Genomic DNA, 22336 nt, shown 5'->3' on the forward strand with positions numbered 1-22336 from the left:
CGCGGTGGCTGGGGCAGCGCCAAACCGCTGCGATGAACGTCGGCACGACAACTTAAATTCGGGGGAAAACTGTCCTGGACATGGGGTCCACTATATACCCGGCGGCGGTTCCCCGTGTCGCTTCGGCCCGCCGTGAGCTCTGGCTGATTGAGCGGGGGCAGTCCCAAACCAGCGTCAGGCGATTTTTCTCCGCCTATGACTTTTTATGCTGCTTGCCGCCGCGGCTCGCGCGACTGCCGCTGCGCCTGATCATGACCCCGCGCTGGCTCCCGGCAAAAATCAGGGCCTTGAGCGGGCGGAATCCGTAGAGCAGGACAGACCTTGGTCATCAACCAGGACTGCGAACTGGCCGCCAGCGCGCGGTGGTTGCCGCATGGGGCCAACGGCTCGCGGCGTCGGCCGATCACCTTCCTGGGCGATGACCTGTACCGTCACCAACCCTTCTGCGAACAGGCCCTGGCACAGCACAACCACTTTCTATTGCGGTGGGCCGCAGTCGCTGGAAGATCAAGAACGAAAACAACGATTGAGATGAAAGAACAGCGGACCAGTGACGCCCTGCGCGCTCCCAACGAACATGACGCCTTCGATGTACGGCACGCCCCACCCGCCCCGCCAAACCGGCGAAGCCCCCGCCAAGGCCGCTGAGACGCAGGAGAGCGGATCATGCATCGGGGCCTGGATCATTGCGCCGGGGCCCGCCGTCGAAGCGGCTTCCAGCCGCTTGAAGCGCCAGGATGGCGCTTCTACGACGCCGCTCCACGTCAATTGGAGTGGTCAGCTTTCTGCCGGCGGCCAACGCAGAAAAACCCGCCTCTGGGGAACGTGCGGCCATTCTGATCAAGCGCATCCGGATGATACCCAGTGGCGCGTTCAAAATTATTTCTGCGGCAATAGGCATCTCCTTCGGCCTGAAGCTCGGCGGGGACTTGACCGAACGCGGTCGGCCGATCCCAGGTGGCACCGTCTCGACCCGTGTTGATGCGCGGCGGGACCGGGCTGGGTGTTTCTCCGGGCATGCCGACCGCGCAACCGGCCAGGAGCGCGGCGATGCCGACCAGAACACCAACTGATTTTGTAGATTTCATTGCGACGTTCGTTCCTCTGGGACCAGTGATGATGGAATCAGGTGGCGGGAGGGCCAAGCGCAAGCACATCAGCGCTGCCGTGCAACCACTCCGGCGACAGGAACCGGTCCGGCAGATTGTTGGCAGACACGGGCGTGGATGTCGGACACACCCTAACCTGACGGCTGCCGTCACATCGGCAGATCGTGCGCGACATCCTACTCAGAGCGCGACAACACGGCAACCGTCGTTCCTCTGCACAGAAACCAATCCCCACGCGTTGAACCGTTGGCCGGACCGGCCGCGGGCGGCTACTATGGGCCATTAACCCTGGCGGATCACCGCCCCTAGACCTGAGGGCCATCGCCATGGCAGCCGCTTCCATCCCATTCCACATCCTCTGGATCAAACCGTCACACTATGATGACGACGGCTATGTGATCCAGTGGTGGCGTTCCTCGCTGCCCGCCAACAGCCTGGCCACCGTCTACGGCATCGCACTGGACTGTGCCGACCGCCAGGTGCTCGGGCCGGACGTTGAGATCCGCCTGCGCGCGCTGGACGAAACCAACAGCCGGATCGACGTGCCGCGTCTGATCAGCGACTTCGCGCGCGATGGCGGCAAGGTCCTGGTGGGCATGGTCGGGGTGCAGTCCAACCAGTTTCCGCGGGCGTTGGATCTGGCGCGGCAGTTCCGCGCGGCCGGGCTGCCGGTGGTGATCGGCGGCTTTCATGTCAGCGGCTGTATGGCGATGCTCAAGGAACTGCCGCCGGACCTGCGCGAGGCCCTGGATCTGGGCGTCACCCTGTTCGCCGGCGAGCTGGAAGGGCGACTGGATGGACTGCTGCACGACGTCGCGGCCGACCGGCTCCAACCGGTTTACAACTACCTTGCCGACCTGCCGGACCTGACCGGAACCCCCACGCCCATCCTGCCCGCCGACCGCATCCGTCTCACCATGGGCAAACGGGCCAGCTTCGACGCCGGGCGCGGCTGCCCTTTCCAGTGCAGCTTCTGCACCATCATCAATGTGCAGGGCCGCAAGTCGCGTCACCGCGATGCCGACGACGTAGAGCGCCTGGTGCGCGCCAACGCCCAACTGGGGATCAGCAATTTTTTCATCACCGACGACAACTTCGCACGCAATACCCACTGGGAGCCCATCTTCGACCGGCTGATCGCGATGCGCGAGTCCGGCACGCCGATCACCCTGGTGATCCAGGTCGACACCCAGTCACACCGCATCCCGCGCTTCATCGACAAGGCCGGACGGGCGGGTGTCACCCGCGCCTTCCTGGGGATGGAGAACATCAACCCGGATTCACTCAAAGGCGCGCAGAAAGGTCAAAACAAGATCACCGACTATCGCGCCATGCTCCAGGCCTGGCACAACGCCGGCGTGCTCACCTATGCCGGGTACATCCTGGGCTTCCCGGACGACACCCCCGAGACCATCCGGCGCGACATCGCGATCATCCAGAACGAACTGCCGGTGGACATCCTGGAGTTCTTCGTGCTCACCCCGCTGCCCGGGTCGGTCGACCACCAGCGTCTGGTCGAGGCCGGCGCCCCGCTGGACCCGGACATGAACAACTATGATACTCAGCATGTCACCATGGACCATCCGCGGATGACCAAGGCGCAATGGGCCGGCATCTTCCGCGAGGCCTGGGACCTGTATTACAGTCCGGCGCACGTCGCCACCGTGCTGCGCCGCGCCCGACGCTGGGGTTATGACCCCAAGCATATGATGGGCAAGCTGTTCGCCTTCCACGCACCCATGATCTTCGAGCGCATCCACCCGCTGGAGGGCGGTCTGATCCGCATCAAGCGGCGCCGCGAACGCCGGCCGGGCTACCCGATCGAAAGCCCCCTGCGCTTTTACCCCAAGCTGATCTGGGAGTTCGTGACCAAGTACGGCGGCGCCTATGCCCTGCACCGGCGTTACCAGCGCATCCTGAAACAGGTCCAGGCCGAGCCGCTGGGCGCCTACCCGGACGCCGCCATGGAGCCGGTGACGGAAGGTGAGGAGCAGCGCCTGGAGATCTTCACCGCCACAACCGCCGCGCAACAGTATGTCGAGAAGCGCCGCGCCCGCGGCGATCTGCGCCGCCATGGGGCGGTCAAGGCCAAGCCGGACGCCCATTTGACAAGCCGGTGACGTTAGGTGGATGGCGGGACCTTGATCATCGCTCCGGCCGTAGGGTGGACAAGCGCGAGCCGCAGTCCACCGAATCCCGCGCCGTCGCTGGTGGACTGCGCTGCGCTTGTCCACCCGCAACACGACCCCGACTGTACCCGCTGGCGTGCGCGTGCCTCGCGCTTGACGGCCGCGCTCCCGCCAGCGGTGACTTGGCACACCAAGCGCCCGAGCAGGTCGCGCACGCCCTGAGTGTCGCCCCAAAATGCTGACGAGCGATGCCGAACGTTGCCGGCGAGGCGTAGACTCACGCCCACGCGAACGACAACACCATCTGAATGTTAATCCTGTACCTCAGGACCGCCGCGCTTCGATATATTCCCGCATCACGTCATTGATGCGCGTCTGCCAGCCGGGACCGGTCGCCTTCAGGGCCGCCAGCACATCGGCGTCGAACCGGATCGTCGTCGAGACCTTAGCTGACGCACGCCCCGGGCCGCGTCGGCGCGCCGCTACTTTACCCCGCAGTTCGGTAAGCGAATGACTCGTGATGGGGTCCTGCCAGTACTGCGCCACGGCAGCCGGATCGTTGGGATCGTAGGGGCAATCTGGATCGTCCACGCGGTCGGGAGCCGCGGCCAGCGCCGCCGCCATCTGCTCAGGGCTGATCGATGGCTTGGAAGTAGCGTTGCGTTTCATGTTTGGTTCCCGCGCGGCAGGATATAACGTGGGGGCCGTCCGGCCGATCAACCCACACCAGGAAGACCACCCGATCAACCAGCCAGCCCAGGCTTTGCAACCGCTGCTCGCCGTAGGCTAGGCGCCGGTCTTCCGTCGTGCGCATGAAGCTGTCGAAGACCGGCTCGCACGCGGCCAGATCGATGCCATGGCTGGCAAGATTGTCGAGGCGTTTGGCCGCGTCGAAGGTGATCATCAGCAGAGTGTAGTAACGACCTGGGTGCCTGTCCAGCAACCCGTTACTACGACTTATCGACCCCATCGTCACGGCACCCCTGAGTTTGACGGCCAACCGCGCACGCGCGAATAAGCCAACGCCGTCGGCGAGGCGTAGACTAACGCCCACGCGAACCACCACTCCATCTGAATGATCGATAACAAAGACCACACGCCCGTCATGCAGCAATACCTGCGCTTCAAGGCGGAGCATCCGGGGATGCTGCTGTTCTTCCGCATGGGCGATTTTTACGAACTGTTCTATGAGGACGCCGAGCGCGCCGCGGCGCTGCTGGATATCACGCTGACCAAGCGCGGGGCCTCGGCCGGGCAGCCGATCCCGATGGCGGGGGTGCCCTACCACGCGGCCGAGGGCTATCTGGCCAAGCTGGTTCGCCAGGGGGTCTCGGTCGCGATCTGCGAGCAGATCGGCGACCCGAGCAAGACCAAGGGACCGGTCGAGCGGCGGGTGATGCGCATCATCACACCGGGAACCCTGACCGATGATGCGCTGCTCGATGAGCAGCGGGATAACCTGCTGGCCGCGGTGGCCGAGGGTCCGGACGGGTACGGTCTGGCGGCCCTGGAGTTGGCCAGCGGGCGCTTCTCGGTCCTGGAAGTGGCGACCCGCGAGGCCCTGGCGAGCGAGTTGGCGCGGCTGCGCCCGGCCGAGGTGCTGGTGGACGAAGACAGCCGGCTCCCTGAGGAACTGGGTCTGGGACGCGGTGTCACCCGCCGCGCCGCCTGGCACCTGGACGCGGACAGCGGCGAACGCCTCCTGTGCGGACAATTCGGCACCCGCGACCTGACCGGTTTCGGATGCGCGGCGCTACGCCTGGCGGTCGGGGCCGCAGGCTGTCTGTTGCAGTATGTTCGCGACACCCAGCGCGCCGCCCTGCCCCACCTGCGCGGCCTGACGACGGAGCATCGCGACGACGCGGTGATCCTGGACGCGGCCACCCGCCGCAACCTCGAGATCACCGACAGCCTGTCCGGCCGCCCCGAGCACACCCTGGCCGGGGTCCTGGACCAGACGGCCACGACGATGGGCGGCCGCCTGCTGCGCCGCTGGCTGGCCCGTCCGTTGCGCGATCAGGCGCCGGTACGCGCGCGTCATCAGGCACTCGCCGCCCTGATCGACACCGCGACTGGCGGGCCGCTGCGGGAGGTCCTGACCGGCATCGGCGATCTGGAGCGCATCCTGGCCCGCGTCGCCCTGGGCACCGCCCGACCCCGGGATCTGGCCGTCCTGCGCGACTCCTGCGCCCTGTGCCCTGACCTCGGCACCCTGCTGGCGAGCATCGACGATCCGCTCCTGGGCGACCTGCATGACCGCATCGGCGAGCATCCGGACCTGGTGGCGTTGCTCGGACGGGCCATCCTGGCGCAGCCGCCGGTGCTGATCCGCGACGGCGGGGTCATCGCCCCCGGCTATGATGCCGAGTTGGACCAACTGCGCGCACTCTCGACCAACGCCGATCAGTTTCTGCTGGACTTGGAAAGCCGCGAGCGGGAGCGCACCGGCATCACGACGCTCAAGGTCGGTTACAACCGCGTCCACGGCTATTACATCGAACTCGGCCGCGCGCGTGCCGATCAGGTGCCGCCGGACTTCGTGCGGCGCCAGACCCTGAAGGGAGCGGAACGCTATATCACGCCGGAGCTCAAGCGTTTCGAGGACGAGGTGTTGAGTAGCCGGGAGCGTGCCCTGGCGCGCGAGAAGGCGCTCTATGAGTCGCTGATCGCGACCCTGGCCGAGTCCATCGGCGGGCTCCAGATCAGCGCGGCGGCCATCGCCGAACTGGACGTGCTGGTGAATCTGGCTCTGCGCGCGCAGGCGCTGAACTGGTCCCGGCCCGATTTCACCCCGGAACCCCTGATCGCGATCGAGGACGGCCGCCACCCGGTGGTCGAACGGGTGATCGACGGCCCCTTCGTGGCCAACGGTCTGCGGTTTGACGGGCGGCGGCGCATGCTGGTCATTACCGGACCCAACATGGGCGGCAAGTCGACCTATATGCGCCAATGCGCGCTGATCGTGCTGCTCGCCTATGCGGGCAGCTTCGTCCCCGCCCGCTCCGCCACACTGGGGCCGGTGGATCGAATCTTCTCACGCATCGGGGCCTCCGATGACTTGGCCGGTGGACGTTCCACCTTCATGGTGGAGATGGAAGAGACAGCCAATATCCTGCACAACGCCACCGAGCAGAGCTTGGTCTTGATGGACGAGGTCGGCCGCGGCACCAGCACCTTCGACGGGCTGTCGCTCGCCTGGTCCTGCGGGGTGGAACTGGCCACCCGGATCCGCGCCTACACACTATTCGCCACCCATTATTTCGAGCTGACGACCCTGCCCGACGAATATCCCGGCATCGCCAATGTGCATCTGGACGCGGTGGAGCACGGTGCCTCCATTATCTTCCTGCACGCGCTGCTGGAAGGGCCGGCCAATCAGAGTTATGGACTGGCGGTCGCCGCGCTGGCCGGCGTCCCGCCGGAAGTCATCGCGCGCGCCCGCGGACGGCTGCGCGAACTCGAAGACGCCGCCCGCCGCCATGCCGAGCAGGGTGCGGTACAACTCTCGCTCTTCCTGCCCGAGCCAAGTCGGGCGGTACCGCCCCCGAGTCCGCCGGCTGAGCATCCGGTCTGCGACGCCTTGCGCGGGATCGACCCCAATGAACTGAGCCCGCGGGCGGCGCTGGAGGCGCTTTACCGATTGAAGGGGCTGATCGAATAAGCGCGTTCCGGTCACAGGAAAACCGAACGTCGAGGCGTCCCGTAACAGTCGCGTAGCGACCCTGTGGGAGCGGCGTCCCGCCGCGATGGGGCCGGGTGCGTCAACCGCAGCGTTCGACGTCAACGCGGCACCGCATCGCGGCGGGACGCCGCTCCCACGGGGCCGATCCCATCCAAAAACATCGCATACCGCGCAGGGCGCGGTTTAAGCGACCGATTGGTAATAGAGATTCTGCGGATGCCGGGCCTCGGCGAAGAAGTACCAGCGCTCGAACAACAGACCCAGGTATTGCACGGCAAAAGCGACGATCGGCAGCGTCGGCGACTGCGTGGCATAGGCGGCGCCGATCAGCAGCATCGGCAGCGGAAAGACCAGGAAGAGGAACAGCAGACGCACGGTACGCAGGGTGCCCGCCGAACGCCCGTGGAAGAACTCGCGGGTGTTGAATGATCCGGCGGTCGCGCCCTGAGCCTTTTGACTCACGGTCTGGTGGCGCACGCCGATGGCGCTCTGCACCGTGCTCTTGTGTCGTAAGTGGGCGTTACGGGTGAGCGAGGCGAAGCGGCTGACCAAGGCTATGACGGTAAAGATCACCGACCAGGTGCCGAAGAACGCGACCAGTTGATTGCCGATAAAGGCCGAGTAGGCTGCCGCCAGCATGAATCCGGAAGCCAGGCCGAAGAGCGTGAAATTGACGACCGTGAGTGGCGAGCACCATTCTTCCAGGAAGCGGACACCCGCATAGACCATCGCGGTGCAGACGAACAGGGCAAAGACCGCAAGGGTCGCGGCCAAGCCGATCAGCAGTGTCGCATCGACCGCCAGCCAATTCCCCAGGGTGAACAAGGGCTGCGTGTGACCGGTCCAGTGCGCCAGACCATAGGCGAACACCAGAGCCATCACCAGGGGCAGCACCAGCACCTCACGGGAGAGCCAGGAGGTGCGCCAGCGCGCCGCCGCCCGCCAGGCACGCTCCGGCCGTCCCAGGTGAAAGAATGAGGCAATCAGCCCGCCGACGAGCAGGGCCAGTGCCACCAGGCTGCCGAAGGCATAAAACTCATCCCCCTGCGCGGGCAGCAGATTGGCAAGGGCATAGATCTGCCCGGTATACAGGGCCAGGAACAGCCCCTGTCCGGCGCCGATCAGGGTGGTAAGAAAGATGACTGAGAAGGCGGGATGCATAAATGTTTCCTTCAGTGAGCAACCAGCCGCCGACGACCAGCCGCGGGCCGCCGGTCAACGCCGGCAGTCGGTTGATCGCGGACGACTTGCGCCCCGGTTACCACGTCACATCGTCCAGGGTTTCCTCACCGCTGTAGGTCGTGAGGTCCTCTTTGCGCAGCGGATTGTCCGCCCGGATCAGCTCTTCGGGATCGATGTAGATGCGGGTCTTGCGCCGCGGCAGATAATGGTTGGCGGGCTTGGTGCCCCATTCCGGCATCAACTGATAGCCGCCGCGCTCACGAATGGCGATTGACACCTCGGAGTCGGGATCCTGCACATCGCCGAACAACCGCGCACTGGTCGGGCAGGCCAGCACACAGGCGGGCTTGCGCTCGCGCTCCGGCAGGGTCAGGTCAGTGATACGGTCGATGCACAGGGTGCACTTCTTCATCACCTTCTGCTGTTCGTCCACCTCGCGGGCGCCGTAGGGACAGGCCCAGGAGCAATACTTGCACCCGATGCACTTGTCATAGTCCACCAGCACGATGCCATTGTCCGCCCGTTTATGGGAGGCCCCGGTGGGGCATACCGGCACGCAGGGGGGATCCTCGCAATGCAGGCAACTCTTGGGGAAATGGACCGTCTCGGTGTCGGGGAAGGTGCCGACTTCGAAGGTCTGAACGCGATTGAAGAAGGTCCCCGTGGGGTCCGCGTCATAGGGGTTCTCATCGACCAGGGGTCCGGCCCAACCGGAGGTATTCCACTGCTTGCAGGAGGTCACGCAGGCATGGCAGCCAACGCAGACATTGAGGTCGATGACCAGGGCCAACTGGCTCATAAGCTCGTTTCTCGCTCAGTTACGATCCCGGCGATTAGTGTCCGGGTCGGCATCGTCGTCGTCATCTTCGTCATCTTGTTCTTCCTCGTACTCTTCGATCAGCAACTCCTCGGCCAGATCGGAGGGCTCCACCTCCAGCCCCATGAGTTCCTCATCCCAATTGGTGCCCACCAGGACGCCGTCCTCGCTCATGCCGGCCAACCAGGTATCGATGAACAGATCCAGATCCAGGCTGGTCGGCACAAAGCCGGCCCAGTCGTCGGTGCAGTGGGCCGCGGCGGCCGCCTCGTCCGACCAAAAGGGATAGACGTCCGTATCTTCGTATTCATTCGACTCACAGATGGCCCAGCCCTCATCGGACTTGAGCCCCCATACCTGCCCCGTCTCGCGCACGCGCGTAACAAAGCGCTCATGGTGGTCTTGATAGTCGGGACTGAGGTCGCTCATGGTGCTTGCCTGGTTGGCGGGTACGCGCAGCGCGTACCCTACGGATGATTCGGAGAAAACCGGGTATCAGCGCTTGCCGAAGAGTCCCGCAACATAGGCTTGCCAGCGCCCGCGCCGCCGTTCCTGACCAGGCAACAGGGGCATGGGGTCGAATTGGGGCGAGGTGATCTTGGGCTCATCCGCCCCGGCCTTATACACGCGCACCCGCACATCGAACCAGGCGGCCTGACCGGTGATCGGGTCCGAATTGGACAGATGCTCACCGTTGCCGGTCTGCGGCAGTTCCTCGCTGATCAGATGATTGATCAGGAATCCTTTGCGGGACTCGTCGGCACGATGACTCAGACCCCAGGCGCCGGACGCCTTGCCGATGGCGTTCCAGGTCCACACGGTGCCGGGCTCCACCGCTTCGGAGAAACGGCACATACAGCGCACCTTGCCGTGCGGCGACTCCACCCAGATCCAGTCGCCGTCATCGAAGCCGTTGGCGGCGCCCACCTTCGGGTTGACGAACAGGTAATTATGGCTGTGAATCTGGCGCAGCCAGGCATTCTGGCTGTCCCAGGAGTGGTACATGGCCATCGGGCGCTGGGTGAGTGCATTGAGCGGATACTTGTGGGTATCGGTTAGCTTGGTTTCGAGCGGCTCGTAGTAAAACGGCAGCGGGTCGAAATAGGACTCGACGCGGCGGCGCAGCCGCTCCGGCGGCTGGCGGCCGGGGCGCTTGCCCTGCGCGGCCAGGCGGAAACGCTGCAGCACTTCCGAGTAGACGTTCAGCAGGATGGGCTCGGCGTACCGAGTCATGCCGTGCGCCCGCGACCAGTGCAGATAGCCCTTGTTCCAGTTGCGCATGTACTGGTAGGAGCGCGGCAGTTCATGGTGATAGAAACAGCCGTTTTTCGCGTACATCTCCCACTGGCGGGGATTAGGCTCGCCCTTGAGGAACTTCTCGCCGCCGCGTCCGCGCCAGCCGGCCAGGAAGCCGATGCCGGACCCCGGCGAGGTCTCGTAGTTGACGATGAAATCCGGATAGTCGCGATATTTGCGGCTGCCGTCTTCGCGCACGAAGGCGGGCAACTTGAGCCGCGACCCCAACTCGACCAGCACGTCCTGAAAGGGTTTGCAGTCGCCCTTGGGCGGCAACACCGGGATGCGCACCGCATCGACCGGGCCGTCGAATTCCGAGATCGGCCGGTCCAGCATGGAAAACACGTCGTGCCGTTCCAGATAGCTGGTATCGGGCAGCACCAGGTCGGCGAAGGCGACCGTCTCGGAAGAGAAGGTGTCGCACACGACCAGGAAGGGAATCTTGTATTCCCCGTCCTCGCTCTTGTCGACCAGCATCTTGCGGACTTCGACCGTGTTCATGGTCGAGTTCCAGGCCATGTTGGCCATGAACAGGAACAGGGTGTCGATCGGATAGGGGTCACCGCGCCAGGCGTTGGTGATGACATTGTGCATCAGACCATGCACCGCCAGCGGATACTCCCAGGAGAAGGCTTTGTCCAGACGAACCGCCTCACCCGCGGCATCGACGAACAAGTCCTCCGGGCGCGCCGGCCAGCCCAGCGGCATGCCGTCCAGCGGGGTGTTGGGCTGGACCCCCTCGGGCCCATGGGGCGGCTTGGGACAGGGCGGAATCGGCCGCGGGAAGGGCGCCTTGTGGCGGAAGCCGCCCGGCCGGTCGATGGTCCCCAGCAGGGTCATCAGAATGCCCAGCGCACGGATGGTCTGAAAGCCGTTGGAATGGGCGGCCATGCCGCGCATCGCGTGAAAGGCCACCGGATTGCCGGTGACCGAGTCGTGCTCGTTATCCCAGCAGTCGGTCCACTGGATCGGCAGCTCGATTTTCTGATCGCGCGCGGTCACGCCCATTTCCTGGGCCAGCCGGCGGATGGTGTCGGCCGGGATGCCGGTGATGCCGGCCGCCCACTCCGGCGTGTAGTCCTCCACCCGGTCCTTCAGGAGCTGGAAGCCGGGCTTGACCGCGGTGCCGTCGTCCAGGGTATAGCTGCCCATCAGCCGAGGATCGGCACCGGGAGTGTGGGTCAGCACCGGACCCTTGGCCCGGTCCCACCAGAGCTTGTTTTCCGGATCGATACACCCTTCTTCGATCGGCACGTCGACCCGCCGATGGAAGAGCCCGTGATCCGCACGCGTGCTGTCGTCGACCACCAACTCCGCGGAGTTGGTGTACTGGATCAGGAAGTCCCGGTCATAGAGCCCGAGCTTGATGATCTCGTGGATGATGGCGAGCAGCAGGGCGCCGTCGGTGCCGGGCTTGATCGGCACCCACTCGTCGGCGATGGCCGAGTACCCGGTGCGGATCGGATTGATGGAGACGAAACGCCCACCCCGGCGCTTGAACTCGGAGATGGCGATCTTCAGCGGGTTGCTGTGATGGTCTTCAGCCGTGCCGATCATCACGAACAGTTTGGCCCGGTCCAGATCCGGCCCGCCGAACTCCCAGAAAGAGCCGCCGATAGTGTAGATCAGGCCGGCCGCCATGTTGACCGAGCAGAAACCGCCGTGGGCGGCATAATTCGGCGTGCCGAACTGCTTGGCGAAGAGACCGGTCAGGGCCTGCATCTGGTCGCGCCCGGTGAACAGCGCAAAGCGCTTGGGGTCCTCGGCACGGAGCCGGCCCAACCGCTCGGTGAGCAGCTCGAAGGCCGCCTCCCAGGAGATCTCCTCGAACTGCGAGGTCCCGCGCTCCGCGCCCGGCTTGCGCCGCAGCGGTTTGGTCAGGCGCCCCGGCGAGTACTGCTTCATGATCCCCGAGGAACCCTTGGCGCACAACACACCCTTGTTCAGCGGATGGTTGGGGTTACCCTCGATGTAGCGGATCTCGCCGTCGCGCAGGTGCACCCGGATGCCGCAGCGGCAGGCACACATGTAGCAGGTGGTTTCTTTGACCTCGACTCGGCCGACGGTGGAGTCCGAGTAGGTGATGGGATCCTGCATGAAGGCGACCTGGGCATGGAGCGTTAACTTCAGCGGATTCTAATGTTCTTCCGCGGTGCTGCGCAAACCCGCGTTGTTCAACCATCAATTTTCGTCGGGGAAATCAGCGTCGGAAACTCGGTCCGGGACAACGGTCACGCCCAGGTGCGACGCGACGCCGCTTGCCGGCCCCGCATCGGGAGGTCAAGCTTGCCGGACGCCCCCGGCATCTGCCGGCGCCCTGCACCCCTGTTCCAACCTCGGCGTTCGTGGAGTCTTGCATTGCGAAACCCGCTCATCCGCGCGCTGTTCTTCGGCGCAGCGATCCTCGTCTCCTGGACCTGTTACGCCCTTGACCTGCAAACCATCGAAGGGGTCGAACTGGTTTCGACCCACTGGGCCGACGGCGACAGCTTCCGCGTCCGGTTTCCGGACGGCACCGAGCATACGGTGCGGCTATACGGCGCGGACTGCCTCGAGTGGCATGTCACGGACGGCACGGACGCGCGGCGACTGCGCGACCAACGCTGGTATTTCGGGATCACCGGCTACGGCGGCACGCCGGCCGCGTCCATCACGCTCGCCAAGTCGCTCGGCGAGGCGGCCGCGCTCGAGGTCCGCACCCGGTTGGCCAAACCCTTCACCGTCCATACCACCTTCGCCGATGCGCGCGGCGATGCCAAATATCGGCGAATCTATGCTTTCGTCACCACCGCGGATAACGAGGATCTGGCAACGGTCCTGGTGACCAAGGGCCTCGCCCGCGCCCACGGGGTCTATCGCGGGACACCGCGAGGACTGAGCAAGGCACAGTACCAAGACCAACTGCGCGATGCCGAGCTGCTGGCTGCACACGGCGGGCAAGGCATCTGGGCCTACACCGACTGGAGTGCGTTACCCGGTGAGCGCAGCGCCCTGAGCGCCGAGCGCGAAGCCGGCAGGCTTGAGACCGGCAAGGCGCTGCCCACGACACCCCTCGACATCAACACCGCGTCACGCGATGAGCTGATGAGCCTGCCCGGTATCGGGGAAGTCACCGCCAACGCCATCATCGAGAAGCGCCCCTACCGGCGCGTCGATGACCTGCTGCGCGTCCGCGGCATCGGACCCAAGCTGCTCGACATGCTGCGGCCCGGAGTCGCGGTCGGGCACTGACCGCCAAGGGCGGCAGCGGTTCGGCGCAAATCGCATCCGACCAGTACAAAATACGTTGCGCTCGCTCCTGTGACTCGCTATCGTCGTTGCTCTATTCCGTCATGGCCGCCAATCGTCAAGAGGGTCCGGATACGATGGCCAAAGCAAAGAAAATGTGGGTCTTTAGCCCGCCGAAAACACCCGCCCCCAAAGTACCAGCAAACGTCAAGGCCGAAATCGAGACGAGGGCGAACGAGCTGGTGACGCAGCTCAAACGCAAGCGCATTCATCCCCCTCCGGCGGCTGACGAGTTTCAGCGCAACTACCTTGTCGATATCTATACCAAGTGGTATCGCCACTATTTTTACTTTTTGGCGAAATATTGCGTTCCCGGCCCCAATGCGCTTGTGCCGTTTTTCGAAGTGAAATTGGCGCGACTGGAATATATTGACCCCAACCGCTTCAATCTATCTTTCATGCGTTACACCGGCGAGTGGGTGCTGCTGCATTCCAACCTGACGCTCGACGACTGTTTGACGAGTATCCGGGAGGAATCCTATTTCGAATGAGTACGGTCGCACGCTGACCCAGGTGGGCGTTGATTATCGTTCCGGGGCCCTGATCACGGTTCCGACCACGGGACATCGTAGGGTGGACAAGCGATAGCGCAGTCCACCAAATCCCGCGTCGCTTCTGGTGGACTGCGCTGCGCTTGTCCACCCTACGGCCGGAACGATGATCAATGCCCGTTCCGGCCTACGATGTCGCGTGGCCGGATCCGCGACCAAATCATTCCGTCGGAATTCGATCCTTATTCCGCGCCAGCCAGGTGCGGAAGTCCTGCAGTCGCGGATTCAGCGCGAGCGCAACGGCCGGATCGCGCGCCGCGCAGAAGTCGGACTCGAAATCCGCCTTGAACTGAAACATGTTGCCCAAGTCATCGGCTCCCGGAAATCCGAATGCGCGATACTGAGCCGGGGTGACGGCGTTATAGATCACTTCCTGACCCAAGGCACGGCTGAGTTCCTCGGCCATCCGGGCACCGGTCAGATGTTCGCCGGCGATCCCGATGGTCTTGCCGATCAGCGGGCCACCGCCCTTGAAGATACCGTAGGCGCAACGCCCGATGTCCTCGGCAGCAATGCCCGGGAGTTTCTTGTCGCCCATCGGCAGGGTGAATGCAAGCCGGCCGTCGGGCCCCGGCTTGGGTCCCATCCCGAAATGGATCAGATTGTCCCAGTAGAAGGAGGTCAACAGAAACGTGGTAGGCACGCCCAGCCCGGTGAAATAGGCGTTGGACTCACCCTTGGCATCGAAATGCGGCACCTTATACTCCTCCATGAGCGTCGGCATGCGCGTGTCCCCGAGCGGGACCCAGCGGCGGGTATCCTCCAGAGTGGACCAGATCACGTGGCGCAGCCCTGCGGACTTGGCGGCCGCGGCCAGACCACGCGCCTGCGCCTTCTCCCGGCCGGGGGAGAAATGGTCCCAGAAAAAGGTCACGAAGTAGGCCCCGAAGGCACCCGCGACCACGCGCTCCATGCTCGTCGGGTCGTCGACATCGGCGCCGACCACCTCCGCCCCCATGGCGGCAAGCGCCCGTGCCTTCGGGGCGTTCGGGTCGCGGGTGATCGCACGGGCGGTGAATCCCCCTTGCGGATCATCCAGGATCGCCCGGACCAATCCGCCGCCTTGGGCACCGGTGGCCCCCAGAATCGCGATGATTTTTTTGTCAGCCATCTTGGTTCACCTGTTGCGATGGTTGGAGTCAAGGCCGGTCTGATCATCCTCGTGACACCGCTCCGCGGTGTTATGCGGCGAGCTGGCGCTCCGCGCCCACGAGCGCCGTTGTGAGGAGAATCGAGCGTCGCGGCGCAGAGCGCCAGGGGATAGGTGACACCGCAGGAGCGGTGTCACAAGAGCAAGAGCATCTCGGGAGCGGGGTCACGAGAGCACCCTGGAGTCCTGGTCCGGCACCCCATGTGCACGATGCGCGACCGGCGACAACAGCATATAGAACGCCGGCACCACGAACAGCGTAAAGAGCGTCCCGATCCCCAAACCGGTCATGATGACGAGCCCGATGTCGAACCGGCTCACCGCGCCCGGCCCGCTGGCGATCAAGAGCGGGATCATGGCGACCAGCATGGAAACCGTGGTCATCAGGATGGGCCGCAGGCGAATCGCCGACGCCTGCTCGACCGCCTCGCGTTTGGACAACCCCTCGCGCTCGCGCAACTGATTGGCGAATTCGACGATCAGAATGCCATTCTTGGCGACCAGTCCGATCAGGGTGATGAGCCCCACCTGCGTATAGATGTTGATGCTCGCAAAGCCCAGGAACAGGAAGGCCATGGCCCCGGCAATCGTGAGCGGGACGGACATGAGAATGACGAATGGATCGCGCCAGGACTCGAATTGGGCGGCTAGCACCAGATAGATGATCAGGAGCGCCAGGAAGAAGGTCACCTCGAGGGCCGTCCCCTCGCCCTTGAACTGACGCGACTCGCCCTTGAAGTCGTAGCGCACACCGCGCGGGAAGAGCGTCTTCGCCTGTTCTTCCAGATAGCCGAGCGCATCGCCCAAGGTGACACCCGGCATCGGCACACCGGAGAGCGTAATCGAGTTCAATTGCTGGAACTGCGTGCGCTTGGACGGCTCGACCTCGTGACGGATCGTCACCAGCGCACTCAATGGAATCAGCTCACCGGCGCGGTTGCGCACATGGTAATCGCCCAACTCACCGACATCGTTACGGAAACGCCGCTCCACCTGGGGAATGACCTTGTAGCTGCGCCCCTCCAGGCTGAACCAGTTCACATAGTCCTCATTCAACATGCCGGACAGGCTGGCGCCGAGATCCGCCATGCTGATACCCATGTCGCCAGCCAGATCGCGGTCGATTTCCAGCACGGTGCGCGGGCGTTCCAGCTTGACATCCTTTTGCAGAAACATGAACTTGCCGCTGGCCATGGCGGCGCCTAGCAACTGCTCCGCCAAGCCGTCCAATTCGGCGTACTCACGGTCGGAGACGATGACGAAATCCACCGGAATACCGGTCCCCGGTGTCGGCAGACTGGGCAGCGGAAAGACGACCGTGTTGAGGCCGGTAATCTGCGACAAGGCACCCTGCAACTGCGGCAGCACCGCGTCCTGCGAGCGCTCGCGCTGAGCCGCCGGGGGCATCTTGAAGCCACCGAAAGTCATGCTCTGATCACCGCCGAAGCCGGCGAGCAGGAAGGACTCGTCATACTCCGGAATGGATTCGAAGATGGGCAGCATCTCCTTGATATAACGCAGGTCATAGTCGATGGTCGCGGTCTGCGGGGCGGTCGCCATGAAGAACAGGATGCTCTGATCCTCGGTGGGGGCCAGTTCCTTCTTGGTCATGCCGTACATGGCATAGGTGGCCGCGATCACCACCACCGCGACCAGCAGGGTGATCGAGGGGAACTTGAGCCAGCCGTGCAGCAGTGACTTATAGCCCCGTGCCAGTGACTCGAAAGCGTGCTCCACCGCCAGCTCGAAACGCCCCTGCTGCCCCCCGGCGCGCAAGGCCCGGGCGGCCAGCATGGGCGAGAGCGTGAGCGCCACGACGCCGGAGACCAGCACGGCCCCGGCGAGGGTAAAGGCGAATTCGGTAAAGAGGGTTCCCACCAGGCCGCCCATGAAACCGATGGGGGCATAGACCGCGATCAGGGTCGTGGTCATGGCGATGATCGGCAAGGCCAGCTCGCGCGCGGCGTCGACTGCCGCCTGAATGTTCGACTTACCCATCTCCAGGTGCCGATGGACGTTCTCCACCACCACGATGGCGTCATCCACCACCAGGCCGATCGCCAACACCATGGCGAGCAGCGTCAGCAGATTGATGGAAAAGCCCATCAGCAGCATCAGGAAACCGGCCCCCACGATCGACAGCGGCACCGCCACCGAGGGCACCAGCGCGGCACGCATGGACCCCAGGGACAGGAAGACCACCAACAGCACGATCAGTACCGCCTCGGCCAGGGTCTTGAACACCTCACGGATCGACGCCTCGATGAACTCGCTGGCGTCATAAGGAATGAAGGCATTGAGCCCTTCCGGGAAATCGGCCTTGAGACTGGGCAGCAGCGCCTTGACCCGCCCGGCCACGTCCAGCGGATTGGACCCCGGCGTTTGCTCCACCCCGATGAAGATGGCCGGGATGCCCTTGTAGAGTGTGCTGGAATCATAGTCCGCGGCGCCCAGCTCGATGCGCGCGATGTCATCCAAACGCACCAGGGTGTCGGCCTCCGACTTGACCACCAGCTGGCGGAAGTCCTCCACCTGGCTCACGTCCGTGGTGGCCGAGAGGTCGATTTGCACCAGATTGCCCTTGAGCCGACCGAGTCCGGCAAGATAGTTATTGGTCTGCAGAACGCGGGCGACATCCTCACCGGTCACGCCCAGCGCGGCCATGCGCGCAGGATCCAGCCAAATCCGCATGGCGAAGGTCTGGTTGCCGATCAGTTCAGCCTTGGCCACGCCCTGCAGCGCCTGCAACTGCGGCTGGACCACCCGCAACAGATAGTCCGTGATCTGCGGCAGGTCCATCTCCTCGCTGTAGAACGCGAGATACATGAGGGCAGTCGAATCGCCGGTGGTGGAGTCGATCACCGGGTTCTGCGCCGCCTCCGGCAGCACGTTGATGCGGCTTGCCACCTTGGCCTGGATTTCAGCCATGGCCGCCTTGGGGTCGTAGTTGAGGCGCATGTTGGCCTCGATCAACGATACCCCCGGCGTGCTGGTGGCGGACAGAAAGTCGATACCGTCGGCTTCGGCAATCGCCTGCTGCAAGGGCGTGGTGATGAACCCCTTGACCAACTCGCTGCTCGCCCCCGGATAGGCGGTGGTAATGGTCACCACCGTGTTCTGGGTCTTGGGATATTGACGGACCTCGAGATCCAGAAAGGCGCGAATGCCCAGGATGAAAATGAGCAGGCTCACGACACTCGCAAGCACCGGGCGGTAGACGAAGCTGTCGGTGAACTTCATTGCGGCTTGGTCTCGGTCTGGATCTCAGTCGCGGTCTCGGCCTGAATCTGCACTTCCTGCCCATTGGTGAGCTTCACCTGCCCGGCCGAGACCACCCGGTCACCCGCCTTGAGTCCATCCAGCACCGCGACCTCGTCCCCACGGACCGTGCCGGTCTTGATCTGGCGCCGCTGCACCGTCGTTCTTCCGTCCTTCTCCTCGACCAGGAACACCGAATCCCCGTAGGTGTTGAAGGTGACCGCCTCCCGCGGCAGCGTCAGCACCCGCTCCTGAACCGGCAGCACCGTCTGCACCCGCGCGAACATGCCGGGCCGCAGCTTCAGACCCGGATTCTTGAAGCGCGCGCGCACCTGGACACTGCGGGTGCCCTTGTCGACGCCGGGGGTGATGGCCGTGATCGCCCCATCGAACTGATCCTGCGGATGGGCCGCGACCTGCACCCGCACCGGCTGCCCGACCCGGATCTCGTCGATCTCCCGCTCGGGCAGCGAATAATCCACGTAGACCGGATCCAGCGCCTGAAGCAACACAATCGGCGTCCCCTCGGGAAGGAACTGTCCGACATTGACCTTGCGGATGCCGAGTTGACCGGCGAATGGCGCGCGGATGGTTTTCTTGTCGATGGTCGCCTGCTTGGATTTGACCAGGGCGCGGGTCTGATCGACTTGGGCGCTGACCTCATCGACATCGCCCTGCGACACCGCTTGCCCTTTCAACAGCGAACTGTTGCGCCCGAGCTTGAGCACAGCCAGGCGTTCCGCCGCCTGCAGCCCTTCCAGGTCTGCCTGATCCACGTCGTCATCGAGCAGCACCAGGATCTGGCCCTGGGTCACGGTGATCCCGGAATCGAAACGGATCTCCTCGATCTGCCCGGCCACCTGGTTGCTGACCTCAACCCCCTGCACCGCCGCGACCGAGCCGACCGCGTCCAGCGTCGGCTCCCAACGGGTCTCCCGCACCGTTGCCGCGGCAACCATCGGGGCCGGCATGGGTTGGGAGAACATGGCGATCTCCCCCTGAATCTGGCCGTACTTGAGCCAGGCGAGCCCGGCGACCACGGCGAGTAGAACGAGCAACACCAGCACGAAGCGCAAGAACATGGAAGCCTTTCCGAAAGCGGGACCGCGGGCCAGGCAGGACCAAGCATCGGGGTCATTGACGGGACTAAGCCGCGATTATAGTTTGCCGCGCGGCGGATCGCGCGCACCGCTCGGTTCGGTGGTGATTGGACAACAAGCGACAGGGCCAATCCACGGGCGGATAATCGGGAAAATCGACCACTTTGAACCAAGAGCCCTGCCATGCCGACCCCTGCCGACCCACCCAAGACCGCCCAGGCAATGTCCATCAACCGCCCCGAAGCCTACCGACGCCTGGAAGAAATCGACCTCATGGCCGAACTAGTCCCCATGGCGGGGTGCGCTGTCCTGGAACTGGGCTGCGGAGCCGCCTGGACGACCCGGCTGCTGGTCGAACGGCTGGGGGCACGCGCGGTCACCGCCACCGAGGTCGACCAGATCCAGCACGCGAAACATGTCCTGATCAGCGACCTGCCCCAGGTCACCTTCCGCTACGGCGGCGCCGAGTCGATCGCCGATCCGGACGGCACCTACGACCTGGCGGTCATGCTGAAATCACTGCACCATGTCCCAGTGCCGCTGATGGATCGCGCCTTGATCGAGGTCCATCGCGTCCTCAAACCCGGCGGGCGGCTCTATTGTTCCGAGCCGGTCTATTGGGGCCCCTTCAATGAGATCATGCGCCTGATCGACGACGAGCGGGTGGTGCGGGAAGCCGCCTTCGCCGCCTTGCAGCGGGCGGTCGCCCAGGGGCTGTTCGATCTGGACGCCGAGGTCTTCTTTGAATCGGCAGGCACCTACCCGGACTGGCCCACGTTCGAGGCGCGCTTCATCCACGTCACGCACAGCGAGCGTAACCTGGATGCCGAGCGCCTGGCCATCATCCGCGCGGCCTTCGAGCGCCATCTGACCCCGACCGGCGCCCATTTTCTGAAGCCGCATCGGGTGGATGTGCTGCGGCGGCGGGGCTGAGGTCTCGCAGAGGCGGCAACCCGGCATGGACCGAAACCAAACGCAATTGCGAGGCTGCACGGCTGCAACTACACTTGGTCCGACTTGTTAGCTAAGCGGGAATGCCTGATGCCTGCCACGATCAACATCCACGAGGCCAAGACGCAACTGTCCGCCCTGATAGCCCGTGCCGAAGCCGGCGAGGAAATCATCATCGCGCGGGCCAACAAGCCCGTCGCCAGACTGGTCGCGGTGGCACCGCCGCCGCGCCGGCGGCGGCTTGGCGAGGCCAAGGGCCTGGTCACGATCAAACCCGGTTTCGACGAACTGCCGGACGATTTTCTGGAGCAGTTCAGTTGAGAGTCCTGCTCGATACGCACAGTTTTCTCTGGCTGGTCACGGATGACCCCAAGCTGTCGGAGCGTGCAAAATCGGTGTTCCTTGACGGCGACAATGAACTATTGTGCAGTGCAGTCGTCGGTTTCGAGATCGCGGTCAAGTTTAGTCTAGGCAAACTCGACCTCGCCGAGCCACCGCGCGAGTTCATGGAAAAGCGGATACGCCACAACGCGCTCAAACCCCTCGCCGTGACCCTCGAACACAGCTATCGCCTGGCTCAATTGCCGTTTCATCATCGCGATCCGTTCGACCGCCTGCTCGTCGCCCAAGCTTTGGAGGAAGACCTGGCGCTGCTCAGTATCGATGCGATCCTGTCGGAGTACGGTGTCCGGCGTATCTGGTAGTTTGTACTAATGAGATGAATGGTTTGACCAGGAAATCGGCATGGACTACAACGCCCATCGTGAGGATCTCTATCGCTGGCTGCGCAGCTGCCTGATTGGACCAAATAAAGGTGAGGGTTCGGCAGCCGACGCGGGAGACCTGCATCGTATCAAGCCGCTGGAGCGTTACCAGACGGGTATCCTCTTCCCGATCGTCAAGGGCGAGAATGGGTTTGATCCGGCAGCCGAGGAGAGCGAGGACGCCGATGATACAAACCCATTGCCGGGGGATGAGGACGCGGCGAGGCCCACGACCAGTCCCGCGAACCAACCCAGGCGGCGCTATGTGCCGCCGTCCTCGGTCGGTCTGTCGTTTTTCGTCTGTGGCACGATGATCCGCCTGCAACTGCTCCCACAAGCGATCCGTTACGAACCAGGGCAGGACACGACCAAAGCAGGTCGCGCCGATCACTGGAAGCGCATCGAACTCGGCGCCGCCGACGCTGAAGCTTGCGACCTATTTGCTCCTCACCATCGGGGTACCACGATTCAGCGTCACCCCGTTTTTGACGGCCGCGGCGAGTTGTTCATCCTCTGGCGCCCGCTGGCCGATGGCTGGCTGGTGACCGCATCGCTCAGCAACATTCAAGAGCTGTCGCAGATCCCCGATATCAACAGATCGGCCGCGGAACGCAACGAAAAGGCGCTGTTCGAGGCCGAGCTCGAATGCGTTATCGATGCGGGCCAGGTCGGCCCCTATCCCGGCGTCCACTTCCGCCTGTTGAGTAACGAAGAACAGGAACTGGAGCTTCAATACCGCCATCACCGGGTTTATGCGATCGGTCACGGTATAGTGGACCCCATGTCCAGGACAGTTTTCCCCCGAATTTAAGTTGTCGTGCCGACGTTCATCGCAGCGGTTTGGCGCTGCCCCAGCCACCGCGGAGCGGTCGTTAAGACGGCATCCGCGCAGCGATTAAGAAAAGATCTGTTGCTGTTGCGCCGCAGGCGTTCTCAGCCAGCTCCGGCGGCCGTGCGGCGCAGTGTGGGCAAAGGGTGAATGAGTGTGGGCAAGGTGGGGGCAACGCGCCCACGGCGCGTTGTCCCCGGCTTGTCCACACGGTCGCTACTGCGACATTC

18 protein-coding genes are annotated in these 22336 nt (G+C 64.2%); 9 read left to right on the forward strand and 9 right to left on the reverse strand.

The window, feature by feature from the left end; all coding sequences use genetic code 11:
- Window positions 1-773 precede the first annotated feature (773 nt).
- Window positions 774-1073, forward strand: coding sequence for a hypothetical protein (locus tag A39O_RS0129475; RefSeq protein WP_020508244.1), 300 nt, complete (start codon window positions 774-776; stop codon window positions 1071-1073).
- Window positions 1074-1435: 362 nt separating this feature from the next.
- Entirely contained in the window at window positions 1436-3229 is a 1794-nt protein-coding gene (locus A39O_RS35770) for a B12-binding domain-containing radical SAM protein (protein WP_020508245.1), read from the forward strand.
- A gap of 333 nt (window positions 3230-3562) precedes the next feature.
- On the opposite strand, the gene A39O_RS0129485 is transcribed toward A39O_RS35770, so the two are convergent.
- Both A39O_RS0129485 and A39O_RS0129490 read right to left on the reverse strand, forming a co-directional pair.
- Window positions 3563-3907, reverse strand: coding sequence for a BrnA antitoxin family protein (locus A39O_RS0129485; RefSeq protein ID WP_211211759.1), 345 nt, complete (start codon window positions 3905-3907; stop codon window positions 3563-3565).
- Window positions 3867-4142 carry a BrnT family toxin gene (locus tag A39O_RS0129490; protein WP_020508247.1) on the reverse strand — a complete coding sequence of 92 codons (276 nt, stop codon included), beginning with the start codon at window positions 4140-4142 and terminating at the stop codon, window positions 3867-3869. Before A39O_RS0129490 ends, A39O_RS0129485 begins: the two co-directional genes overlap by 41 nt.
- A 171-nt stretch (window positions 4143-4313) precedes the next feature.
- Here A39O_RS0129490 and mutS point away from each other — a divergent pair, with 171 nt between their 5' ends.
- Window positions 4314-6899: a DNA mismatch repair protein MutS gene (gene mutS, locus A39O_RS0129495; RefSeq protein WP_020508248.1), complete on the forward strand. Its 2586-nt coding sequence runs from the start codon at window positions 4314-4316 to the stop codon at window positions 6897-6899.
- Between the two features lie 204 nt (window positions 6900-7103).
- Here mutS and soeC read toward each other — a convergent pair whose 3' ends face one another.
- The 4 genes from soeC to soeA form a co-directional block, all read right to left on the reverse strand.
- A complete protein-coding gene (gene soeC, locus A39O_RS0129500) occupies window positions 7104-8081 on the reverse strand; it encodes a sulfite dehydrogenase subunit SoeC (RefSeq protein ID WP_020508249.1) in 978 nt (325 codons plus the stop codon).
- 97 nt (window positions 8082-8178) lie between these two features.
- Window positions 8179-8901: a sulfite dehydrogenase subunit SoeB gene (gene soeB / locus A39O_RS0129505; protein ID WP_020508250.1), complete on the reverse strand. Its 723-nt coding sequence runs from the start codon at window positions 8899-8901 to the stop codon at window positions 8179-8181.
- Between the two features lie 15 nt (window positions 8902-8916).
- On the reverse strand, window positions 8917-9348 hold the full coding sequence (locus A39O_RS35775; protein ID WP_020508251.1) for a DUF2750 domain-containing protein: 432 nt from the start codon (window positions 9346-9348) through the stop codon (window positions 8917-8919).
- A gap of 66 nt (window positions 9349-9414) precedes the next feature.
- The gene (gene soeA / locus A39O_RS0129515) at window positions 9415-12312 is read right to left on the reverse strand and encodes a sulfite dehydrogenase subunit SoeA (RefSeq protein ID WP_020508252.1); all 2898 of its coding nucleotides are present in this window, start codon (window positions 12310-12312) and stop codon (window positions 9415-9417) included.
- A gap of 261 nt (window positions 12313-12573) precedes the next feature.
- On the opposite strand from soeA, the gene A39O_RS39680 reads away from it, so the two are divergent.
- Both A39O_RS39680 and A39O_RS0129525 read left to right on the forward strand, forming a co-directional pair.
- On the forward strand, window positions 12574-13446 hold the full coding sequence (locus A39O_RS39680; protein ID WP_020508253.1) for a helix-hairpin-helix domain-containing protein: 873 nt from the start codon (window positions 12574-12576) through the stop codon (window positions 13444-13446).
- Between the two features lie 134 nt (window positions 13447-13580).
- Window positions 13581-13994 (forward strand): DUF3024 domain-containing protein, encoded by a 414-nt coding sequence (locus A39O_RS0129525; RefSeq protein WP_026199843.1) that lies wholly within the window; start codon window positions 13581-13583, stop codon window positions 13992-13994.
- Between the two features lie 220 nt (window positions 13995-14214).
- Here A39O_RS0129525 and A39O_RS0129530 read toward each other — a convergent pair whose 3' ends face one another.
- The 3 genes from A39O_RS0129530 to A39O_RS0129540 form a co-directional block, all read right to left on the reverse strand.
- The gene (locus A39O_RS0129530) at window positions 14215-15165 is read right to left on the reverse strand and encodes an NmrA/HSCARG family protein (RefSeq protein WP_020508255.1); all 951 of its coding nucleotides are present in this window, start codon (window positions 15163-15165) and stop codon (window positions 14215-14217) included.
- Between the two features lie 204 nt (window positions 15166-15369).
- Entirely contained in the window at window positions 15370-18444 is a 3075-nt protein-coding gene (locus A39O_RS0129535) for an efflux RND transporter permease subunit (protein WP_020508256.1), read from the reverse strand.
- Window positions 18441-19544, reverse strand: a complete 1104-nt coding sequence (locus tag A39O_RS0129540; RefSeq protein WP_020508257.1) for an efflux RND transporter periplasmic adaptor subunit — start codon at window positions 19542-19544, stop codon at window positions 18441-18443. Before A39O_RS0129540 ends, A39O_RS0129535 begins: the two co-directional genes overlap by 4 nt.
- 201 nt (window positions 19545-19745) lie before the next feature.
- On the opposite strand from A39O_RS0129540, the gene A39O_RS0129545 reads away from it, so the two are divergent.
- The 4 genes from A39O_RS0129545 (at window position 19746) to A39O_RS0129560 (ending at window position 22088) form a co-directional block, all read left to right on the forward strand.
- Window positions 19746-20495, forward strand: coding sequence for a class I SAM-dependent methyltransferase (locus A39O_RS0129545; protein WP_020508258.1), 750 nt, complete (start codon window positions 19746-19748; stop codon window positions 20493-20495).
- A 108-nt stretch (window positions 20496-20603) separates the two neighbouring features.
- Entirely contained in the window at window positions 20604-20834 is a 231-nt protein-coding gene (locus A39O_RS0129550; protein ID WP_020508259.1) for a type II toxin-antitoxin system Phd/YefM family antitoxin, read from the forward strand.
- Window positions 20831-21217, forward strand: coding sequence for a type II toxin-antitoxin system VapC family toxin (locus tag A39O_RS0129555; RefSeq protein ID WP_020508260.1), 387 nt, complete (start codon window positions 20831-20833; stop codon window positions 21215-21217). The genes A39O_RS0129550 and A39O_RS0129555 overlap by 4 nt, the downstream gene beginning before the upstream one ends.
- A 40-nt stretch (window positions 21218-21257) precedes the next feature.
- Window positions 21258-22088, forward strand: a complete 831-nt coding sequence (locus A39O_RS0129560) for a hypothetical protein (RefSeq protein ID WP_020508261.1) — start codon at window positions 21258-21260, stop codon at window positions 22086-22088.
- Window positions 22089-22336: the final 248 nt, after the last annotated feature.

Source organism: Lamprocystis purpurea DSM 4197 (assembly GCF_000379525.1).
Classification (GTDB): Bacteria; Pseudomonadota; Gammaproteobacteria; order Chromatiales; family Chromatiaceae; genus Thiodictyon; species Thiodictyon purpureum.